The organism is Streptomyces sp. W16, assembly GCF_033194735.1.
In the GTDB taxonomy this organism is placed as follows: Bacteria; Actinomycetota; Actinomycetes; order Streptomycetales; family Streptomycetaceae; genus Streptomyces.
The window spans coordinates 1-9,018 of the sequence record NZ_JAWOAI010000414.1; the positions used below are offsets into that span (position 1 = coordinate 1).

The 9,018-nt window shown below is 70.6% G+C and carries 8 protein-coding genes; 5 read left to right on the forward strand and 3 right to left on the reverse strand.

Annotated features, from left to right (window positions below):
* On the forward strand, positions 1–940 hold a 940-nt coding region (locus tag R6V09_RS38230), incomplete at its 5' end, for an endonuclease/exonuclease/phosphatase family protein (protein ID WP_317886080.1).
* A 111-nt stretch (positions 941–1,051) separates the two neighbouring features.
* Here R6V09_RS38230 and R6V09_RS38235 read toward each other — a convergent pair.
* A complete protein-coding gene (locus R6V09_RS38235; protein ID WP_317886081.1) occupies positions 1,052–1,948 on the reverse strand; it encodes a DUF1963 domain-containing protein in 897 nt (298 codons plus the stop codon).
* A 211-nt stretch (positions 1,949–2,159) separates the two neighbouring features.
* Between R6V09_RS38235 and R6V09_RS38240 the strand changes: the two genes are divergently transcribed.
* Together R6V09_RS38240 and R6V09_RS38245 are read left to right on the forward strand one after the other, a co-directional pair.
* Positions 2,160–2,948, forward strand: a complete 789-nt coding sequence (locus R6V09_RS38240; protein WP_317886082.1) for a carbon-nitrogen hydrolase family protein — start codon at positions 2,160–2,162, stop codon at positions 2,946–2,948.
* A gap of 48 nt (positions 2,949–2,996) precedes the next feature.
* On the forward strand, positions 2,997–4,694 hold the full coding sequence (locus R6V09_RS38245) for a flavin monoamine oxidase family protein (protein ID WP_317886083.1): 1,698 nt from the start codon (positions 2,997–2,999) through the stop codon (positions 4,692–4,694).
* Between the two features lie 37 nt (positions 4,695–4,731).
* Here R6V09_RS38245 and R6V09_RS38250 read toward each other — a convergent pair whose 3' ends face one another.
* Entirely contained in the window at positions 4,732–5,661 is a 930-nt protein-coding gene (locus R6V09_RS38250; protein WP_317886084.1) for an LLM class F420-dependent oxidoreductase, read from the reverse strand.
* A 94-nt stretch (positions 5,662–5,755) separates the two neighbouring features.
* Positions 5,756–6,442 carry a DUF5995 family protein gene (locus R6V09_RS38255; protein ID WP_317886085.1) on the reverse strand — a complete coding sequence of 229 codons (687 nt, stop codon included), beginning with the start codon at positions 6,440–6,442 and terminating at the stop codon, positions 5,756–5,758.
* A gap of 147 nt (positions 6,443–6,589) precedes the next feature.
* On the opposite strand from R6V09_RS38255, the gene R6V09_RS38260 reads away from it, so the two are divergent.
* Both R6V09_RS38260 and R6V09_RS38265 read left to right on the forward strand, forming a co-directional pair.
* Positions 6,590–7,702, forward strand: a complete 1,113-nt coding sequence (locus R6V09_RS38260; protein WP_317886087.1) for a glycoside hydrolase family 6 protein — start codon at positions 6,590–6,592, stop codon at positions 7,700–7,702.
* A gap of 114 nt (positions 7,703–7,816) precedes the next feature.
* Positions 7,817–9,018 (forward strand): alginate lyase family protein (locus R6V09_RS38265; protein WP_317886086.1); only part of this gene is annotated, 1,202 nt, incomplete at its 3' end.

Sequence of the window (9,018 nt, forward strand, 5' to 3'; positions counted from 1 at the left end):
CTGCGCGGTCCTCGCCGTACCGTCGCTGGCCCCGATCGACGCGGCCCCCGGCCGGACGGTCCGGGCGAGCCTCGTCGGGGTCACCCCGGCGACCCTGCGTGCGATGGTGACGCCCGGCACGGCACATGAACTACGCGTGTTGACCTGGAACCTCTGGCTCGGCGGCAGCAAGGTCGATGACCACCGCGCCAAGCAGCTGAAGGCCATCGCGGAGACCGGCGCGGACGTGGTCGGCCTCCAGGAGACGGGCGGCACGGCGGCCGAGGAGCTGGCCGAGGCGCTCGGCTGGTACCACCACCGGGCCGGCGAGAACCTCGGCGTGATCAGCCGCCACCCGATCACCGCCCGCTTCGGCGACCCGGACGTCGGCTTCTACGGAGCCGCCGGGGTCCGGATCGCCGTCGTCGGGGGCCACGAGATCGACCTGTGGACCTGCCACCTCGACTACACGCCCTACGGCCCCTACGAGTCCGCCTTCGACGGGCTCCCGGCCGCCGACCTGATCGCCCACGAGGGCCTCCGGCTTGCCCAGATGCGGGATGCCCTCGGCCGGATCGCGGAGGTGGCCGATGACGCCGTCCCCGTTGTGCTGGTCGGTGACTTCAACAGCCCTTCGCACCTGGACTGGCCGGACGTCGAATGGCCGGTGACGAAGGCGGCGGCGGATGCGGGATTGCGCGACTCGTACCGAGAGGTCCACCCGGACCCGGCCGCCGACCCTGGGCACACCTGGTCGCCGATCCACCCGGTGAACGAGGACGGCAGCGGGCGCGCTGAACCGCAGGACCGCATCGACTACGTCCTGCACCGGGGTCTGACCGTGCTCGACTCCCGGACGTTCGTGGTCGGCACGCCCAGCCCCTGGCCGGACGTGTCCGCCAACTGCTGGCCGTCGGACCATGCGGCGGTCCTCACGGTGTTCGCGTTGCCCCGCCGTTAAGCGTTCCGCTGGAAGGTCCGTGCGTCGACTGCGGGTCCGTCGTGGCTGGTCGCGCCCGCGCGGCGGAGCCGCATATCGACTCAGCCTCGCGCCCCTCTGGGGCGCTTGCCTTTAGGGGTTCCAGAAGAACGACACGTGCGCGCGGTCGAAGCGGCGCTCGACCAGATCCTGTCGCGGGACCACCCAGTGCAGGGTGGATCCCTCCCGCCCGTTGAGACCGACGTCCCACTGAGCGAGCAGCGTCCACTCCTCGGGGGCGGGGAGCTCTGTGGCGTCGGCGGACCCGTGGGCCGCCCCGGTCCGGTGCCGTCGCGCCTGTTCCGCCTCCGCCGCGGCGTCCGTGACCGGGTCCGTCTCCGTGCACTCGTGGGAGGCGTACCCGCCGATGTGCAGCGGTCCGTCGACGACGATGTCGCCGTACGTCTCGTCCCACGCCTCGGCCAGCTCCCAGGCGCGGGGATGGCCGGGGAGCGTGACGGTCTCACCGCCGGGCTCCGGGGACGGGCCCAGGAAGTGGTGCGGCAGCGAGACATCGGGCGCCAGCCGCAGCTCCTCCTGCGGAAACTGCTCGTAAATGGCGAGCGAGTCGCTGTCGTCGAACTCGTCCCCCTCCTCGCCGTAGACGCAGGGGTACTTCGTGTTCCGCTCCTCGACGGGTGTCCCCTCGGGGATGTACACGACCTCACCGGCCGTACCGCTGTAGTACGTCATCTCGGGGAAGCCGAAGAGCAGCAAGCGGCCGTCGGGAGGCAGCGGGAGGCCGGTCACCCCCTCCGGCAGGGCCGCGCAGTCGAGGGTGGCGAGTAACGGGTACCAGGGGTCGGGGGCGTCGGCGGGCAGCAGCAGCGGCCCGCCGAACCTGCCCACGACCGGCCCGTCGCCACGGGTGACGAGGGTGCCGGACGGACGGGCGGTGGCGATCCACGCCTCGACGTCCTGGAGCGGTATCCCGCGACTCAGTGCTTCCGCACGGAACGGCGCGAGCCGGTTGATCAGGTCAGGATTCATGGGCGGAAACCTACGCCCGAGGTCTGACAACCGGTCCGCGACACCGGAACGACCGGCACGCAACAAATCGCCGCCCACCTCATCCGCACGCAACGAAACGCTCACCGGCGCGCAACGGCTCCTTCTTGTCCGGCCCAGCCCCGCGGCCGTACCGTCTAGATGGCCCCCGATAGGTGGCTCTTCAACCTTTTCGTACCGGTGAGGAACACACATGCGCACCGCCCTGCTCCAGAGCTCCGGCCGCCCCGGCTCCGTCGTCGAGAACCTCAAGGTCCTCGACGAGGCCGCCGGCCGGGCCGCGGCGGGTGGCGCCGGGCTGCTCGCCGCGCCGGAGATGTTCCTCACCGGATACGCGATCGGCGACGACATCGGCCGCCTCGCCGAGCCCGCCGACGGCGACTCCGCCGACACGATCGCCGAGATCGCCGGCCGCCACGGTCTGGCCATCACCTACGGCTACCCGGAGCGCGACGGCGACGCAGTCCACAACTCGGCCCAGCTGATCTCCGCCGACGGCGACCGCCTCGCGAACTACCGCAAGACCCACCTCTTCGGCGACTTCGAGCGCGCCCACTTCACCCCCGGCGAACAGCCCGTCGTCCAGGCCGAGTTGAACGGCCTGACCGTCGGCCTGATGATCTGCTACGACGTCGAGTTCCCGGAGCCCGTCCGCGCGCACGCCCTCGCCGGCACCGATCTGCTGCTCGTCCCGACGGCGAACATGCACCCGTTCGAGCTGGTCGCCGAGTCCGTGGTCCCGGTGCGGGCCTGGGAGAACCAGATGTACGTGGCGTACATCAACCGCATCGGCCAGGAAGGGGAGTTCGACTTCTTCGGCCTCTCCACGCTCGCCGGCCCCGACGGAGTCGCCCGCACCAAGGCCGGCCGCGGCGAGGAACTGCTCCTCGGCGACGTCGACCCCGCGTTCCTCGCGGAGTCCCGCGCGGCGAACCCGTATCTGAAGGACCGCCGCCCCGGCCTCTACGGGTCCCTGGCCTGAATCCCCAGCCCTCCCCTCAAAAGCTTTGTCGCAAGGAGTCCCTACCCCATGACGTCCATGGTGCCCAACGCCGTCCAGCACGCCGACGGGCGACAGCCGCCGATCACCATGTTCGGGCCGGACTTCCCCTACGCGTACGACGACTTCCTCGCCCACCCGGCGGGCCTCGGCCAGATACCCGCGACCGAGCACGGCACCGAAGTCGCGGTGATCGGGGGCGGGTTGTCCGGCATCGTGGCCGCCTACGAACTGATGAAGATGGGCCTCAAACCCGTCGTCTACGAGGCCGACCGGATCGGGGGCCGGTTGCGGACGGTCGGCTTCGACGGGTGCGACCCGTCCCTCACCGCCGAGATGGGCGCGATGCGCTTCCCGCCCTCCTCCACCGCCCTCCAGCACTACATCGACCTGGTGGGACTTGAGACCCGCCCGTTCCCCAACCCCCTTGCGGAGGCGACCCCTTCGACGGTCGTCGACCTCAAGGGCGAGTCCCACTACGCCACGACGGTCGACGACCTCCCGCAGGTCTACCGCGACGTGATGCACGCCTGGAACGCCTGCCTCGAAGAGGGCGCCGACTTCTCCGACATGAACCGCGCCATGCGCGAACGCGACGTCCCGCGCATCCGCGAGATCTGGTCGAGGCTCGTCGAGAAACTCGACAACCAGACCTTCTACGGCTTCCTCTGCGACTCCGAGTCCTTCAAGTCCTTCCGGCACCGCGAGATCTTCGGCCAGGTCGGCTTCGGCACCGGCGGCTGGGACACCGACTTCCCCAACTCGATCCTCGAAATCCTGCGCGTCGTCTACACCGAGGCCGACGACCACCACCGCGGCATCGTCGGCGGCTCCCAGCAACTCCCGCTCCGCCTCTGGGACCGCGAGCCGCAGAAGACCGTCCACTGGCCCTACGGCACCTCGCTGGCGTCCCTGCACGTGAACGGCGAACCCCGCCCTGCTGTGACCCGGCTGCACCGCACGGCCGGCAACGGGATCACGGTGACGGACGCGAACGGCGACATCCGCACCTACCAGGCCGCCGTCTTCACCGCCCAGTCCTGGATGCTGCTCTCGAAGATCGCCTGCGACGACTCGCTCTTCCCGATCGACCACTGGACGGCGATCGAGCGCACCCACTACATGGAGTCCAGCAAGCTCTTCGTGCCCGTCGACCGGCCGTTCTGGCTGGACAAGGACGAGGAGACGGGCCGGGACGTCATGTCGATGACGCTCACCGACCGTATGACGCGCGGGACTTACCTCCTCGACGACGGCCCGGACAGACCCGCCGTCATCTGCCTCTCGTACACCTGGTGCGACGACAGCCTCAAGTGGCTGCCGCTGTCCGCGAACGAGCGGATGGAGGTCATGCTGAAGTCGCTCGGCGAGATCTACCCGAAGGTCGACATCAGGAAGCACGTCATCGGCAACCCGGTGACCGTCTCCTGGGAGAACGAGCCCTACTTCATGGGCGCGTTCAAGGCCAACCTGCCCGGCCACTACCGCTACCAGCGGCGCCTGTTCACCCACTTCATGCAGGACCGGCTGCCCGAGGACAAGCGGGGCGTCTTCCTCGCCGGTGACGACATCTCCTGGACGGCGGGCTGGGCCGAGGGCGCCGTCCAGACCGCGCTCAACGCGGTCTGGGGCGTCATGCACCAGCTCGGCGGCACGACCGACCCGACCAACCCCGGTCCCGGGGACGTCTACGACGCGATCGCACCGGTTGAACTGCCGGAGGACTGACGGGAGTTCAACCGGCCGAAGGTGAGCCGGCCGGAGCTCAGACCCCGGCCGCCCGCGCCTTCTCGTACACCTCCGCGGCGACGTCCTTGAGCTCCTGGCCGTCCCGCGGGGTGGTCTGGAGGTCGATCAGGATCTCCTCCAGGCCGACCGCCGCGTGTGCCACCAGGTCCTCGACGATCTGGTCGGTGCTGCCGTGGAAGGGCTGGCGGTCGGGTCCGTCGTAGGGCTTTGCCGTGTACACGGTGTTGACCCGCACGACTGTCCGGATCGGTTCGGTGCGCCCGCGTTCGGCCGCCAGGTTCTGCAACTCCCGCCACTGGGCGGCCAGTTGCTCGGCGCCCATGCCCACCGGCAGCCAGCCGTCGGCGTGGTCGACCAGCCGTCGCTGGGCCTTCTTGTTGGCCGCGGCCAGCATGATCGGGATCGGCCGGGCGGGCTTGGGCCCGACCACGGCGGAGGCGATCTTCGTCAGCTGTCCGTCGTACTTCACCGGGTCGGGGCCCCATATCGCCCGGCACACCTCGATCAGCTCGTCGAGGACCGTGCCGCGCTCCTCGAACGGCCGGATACCGGCGGCGGCGTACTCGTCGAGCGACCAGCCGGTGCCCAGGCCCGCGATCACCCGGCCGCCGCTCGCCGCGTCCAACGAGGCGAGGGACTTGGCCAGTTGGAAGGGGTTGTGCAGCGGCGCCACCAGCACGCTGCTGCCCAGCCGCGCCCGCTCGGTGGCCGCGGCGGCGAGGGTGAGGGTGACCAGGGGCTCGGCCACGTTCCGGTACGCGTCCGGCCAGGGCAGACCCGGGACGCCGTAGAGGCCCTGGGTGGCGGGTTCCGGGAAGAGGGCCCGCTCGAAGACCCACAGGCTGTCGTAGCCGATCTGCTCCGCGGTGCGGGCCACGTCGGGAACGTCCGTGCCGATGCTGTACTGCCGCATCTGGGGAAGGCCGAGGCCGAGCCGAGTCGTCATACCGGTGCTCCTTCGCAGTCGGGTGCGTGCGTCAACGTAGGGCGATCACCGGGAGATTCCGAGGCGGCTCGCACGCAGACCGGATCAGGCCACCTCAGCCGCGCAGCGGCGTGAGCATCATCCGGCCCGCGAGCCCCACCGCCGCGTCCAGCCGTTCGGTGAACTCCTCGGCGACATCGGGCAGTCCGCGCAGCGCCCACAGGGCCCGGGCCGCCGTCCAGGTGGCGTCCCGGGCGCGCTCCAGACTCCACGAGCCGAGCAGATGGGTCAGCGGATCGGCGATCTGGAACAGGTCGGGACCCGGCATCAGATCCTCGCGGATCCGCTCCTCCAGTGATACGAGGAGATCGCCCACGCGGTCGAACTCGTCCTCCAGGTCGGCCGGTTCGCAGTCGAGCGTACGACAGGCGTCCACCACGGCGAGCGCGAGATCGTGGCCGATGTGCGCGTTGATGCCCGACAGGGCGAACTGCAGCGGTCGTACGCCGGGATGACGGCGCAGCTGGAAAAGCGGGCGCCAACAGGCGGGTGCACGGCGCCCGTTGGTGACCGCGTCCACGGCCGCCAGGTAGCGTTCCGCGAACCGTACGTCCAGCGTGATCGCGGCCCGTGCGTCCGTGAACCGCCCGGTGTCGACGCTCCGGTCGACCGCCTCCGTGACGGCGAGGTAGACGCGGTTGAACACGGCGATCCCGTCCCGGGCGGGCAACTCGTCGTCGAGCGTGCGCAGCCGGGAGACGACCTTGTCCACGGGTGTGGTGAAGTGTGCCAATTGCCCCATGGGGGCAGCGTCCCAGTCCTAGGCTGGCCGAGGTGCCGGCGGGCCCGACACTTCCCCAGAACGGGGGAACGGGTTCGACGCACGGGAGGGGGCGGCAGCGTGTCGGGTTCGCGTGGCCGGCGGCGCGGGTGGGCCGCCCGGCGGAGCGTGCTGGTCGTGGCCGCGTCGGTCGTGGTCGCGGTCGGCACCGTGACCGGCATGATCAAAGCGCTGGACGAGGAGCGCGGTGCGAACGCGGCGCGGCCCGACGCGACCGGGGCGACGCTGCTGGTGCCGCTGCCTGACGTACCGTCAACATCCGTCTCCGCAAAGGCGAGTGGTTCCGCCTCCGCCACCCCGAAGAAGACCGCCGCGCCCTCTCCCACGAAGACCGGGAAGAAGCAGCCGGCGGCCGTGTCCCCCCGTCTCTACCGGCACCCCGAGTCCCAGGTCCTCGACTGGGTCCGCGACCACCCGGACGACCCTCGTACCGAGGTCATAGCGGACCGGATCGCCGACCAGCCCGCGGCCGTGTGGTTCGCCGACTTCACGCCGTCGACGATCACCTCCCGGGTGCGCGCGGTCACTTCGGGCGCCGCCGCGCAGGATCGGGTGCCGGTCGTCGTGCCGTACGCGATCCCCGAACGGGACTGCGGTGGGGCCTCCGAAGGTGGGGCGTCCGACTTCGACGCGTACGACGGGTGGATCGACGACTTCGCGGCGGGGCTGGGTTCCGGGGAGGTCGTCGTCATCCTGGAACCCGACTCCATAGCCCAGGCCGACTGCCTCTCCGACGCCCAACGCGCCGACCGTTTCGCGGCGTTGGCCCGTGCGGGCCGCGTCCTGAAGGCCGCAGACCCGAAGGCCCGCGTGTACTACGACGCGGGCCACTCCGACTGGAACCCGGCCCGACAACAGGCGGCCCTGCTCAAGCAGGCGGGCGCGGCCTCCGCCGCGTCCTCCGACGGGATCTTCAGCAACGTCTCGAATTTCCACGCCACTTCGGCCGAGATCGCCTACGACCGCCAGGTCCTCGACGCCCTCGGCGGCCCCGCGGGCCTCGGCGCCGTCATCGACACCAGCCGCAACGGCAACGGCGCCCCGTCCGACGGCCAGTGGTGCGACCCGGTGGGCCGGAAGATCGGCCGGGCCCCGACCCTGAACACGGGGGTGGCCCGGATCGACGGCTACCTGTGGGTCAAGTTGCCGGGGGAGTCGGACGGCTGCCGGGGCGCGGCCGGCACGTTCACGGCGTCGTACGCCTACGACTTGGCACGCTGACCGCCATCTCCGTACGTGAATCCGGTCCGGACCATTGTCACGACTGACGCACGGTCTTACGCTCGCACGGTTCCATTCATGAACTGCGTTCATATACGTGACTGGAGTTGGTGTATGAGTGCCAGACCCCGCCTCGGCGTCCTCCTCGCGGCCGTGGCCACGCTGACAGCCGTGTTCGTCCCCTCGGCCGCCGCGCACTCGGCGCCGGCCGCCCCCGAGACCGCCGTCCTCGACGGCGCCCGCCTCCAGCAGACCAAGCTCCGCCTGGACCACGGCGACCCCCAACTCCGGCGCGCCCTCGGGAACTTGACGACCCGCGCCGACAACTGGCTGCACCAGGGCCCCTGGACGGTCGTGGACAAACCAAAACCCGCCCCCGGCGGCGATGTTCACGACTACCTGAGCCAGGCCCCGTACTGGTGGCCCACGACCACCCCGACCGCCGCCAACCCCTGGGGCTGCCCGTACGTCCAGCGCGACGGGCAGCGCAACCCCGAGGTCGACACGGGAACCGACCGCCAGGACGTCGAGAAGGTCTTCGACTCGACGTACGACCTCGCGCTCGCCTGGTACTACACCGGCGACAAGCGCTACGCGCAGAAGGCCGACCAGGTCCTGCGCACCTGGTTCCTCGACCCGGCCACGAGGATGAACCCCAACCTGAACCACGCCCAGTTCATCCCGTGCAAGTACGACGGGCGCGCCATCGGCATCATCGACTTCTCCCAGTCGTACACCAGCGTCGTCGACGCCATCGCGATCCTCGGCACCGGCGCCCCCGGCTGGACCAGGACCGACCGCACGGCGATGACCAAATGGAACTCCGACTTCCTCGGCTGGCTGAAGAACAGCGCCTTCGGCAAGGAGGAGGGCGCCGCCGCCAACAACCACGGCACCTTCTACGACATGCAGCTCGCCGCCCTCGCCTACGCGACCGGCGACAAGGCGCTGGCCAGGAAGACCGTGCTGGACGCGCGCGCCAAACGCATCGACCCGCAGATCGCGGGCGACGGCAGCCAGCCGCAGGAGCTCGCGCGGACCCGGAGTTGGCACTACTCGACCTTCGACCTGGTCGCGTACACCCGGCTCGCGGCCATCGGCCGACACGTCGGTGTGAACCTGTGGACCTATCAAGGCCCGGACGGGCAGGGCCTGTTGAAGGCCGTGGACTATCTGCTGCCCGCCGCGACCGGAGCCGCCGCGTGGCCGCATCCGGAGCTGGAGTTCTACCGCTACGCGGCGAGCGACATCGTGCACGCGGCGGCCGACGCGGGCGACGCGCGGGCCAGGGCCGCTGTACCGCAGCTGGAGGCGCC

Excerpts from the sequence above, each read along its gene's own strand:
- R6V09_RS38235 (WP_317886081.1), bottom strand. The coding sequence starts at position 1,948 with ATGAATCCTGACCTGATCAACCGGCTCGCGCCGTTCCGTGCGGAAGCA.
- R6V09_RS38240 (WP_317886082.1), top strand. The coding sequence starts at position 2,160 with ATGCGCACCGCCCTGCTCCAGAGCTCCGGCCGCCCCGGCTCCGTCGTC.
- R6V09_RS38245 (WP_317886083.1), top strand. The coding sequence starts at position 2,997 with ATGACGTCCATGGTGCCCAACGCCGTCCAGCACGCCGACGGGCGACAG.
- R6V09_RS38250 (WP_317886084.1), bottom strand. The coding sequence starts at position 5,661 with ATGACGACTCGGCTCGGCCTCGGCCTTCCCCAGATGCGGCAGTACAGC.
- R6V09_RS38255 (WP_317886085.1), bottom strand. The coding sequence starts at position 6,442 with ATGGGGCAATTGGCACACTTCACCACACCCGTGGACAAGGTCGTCTCC.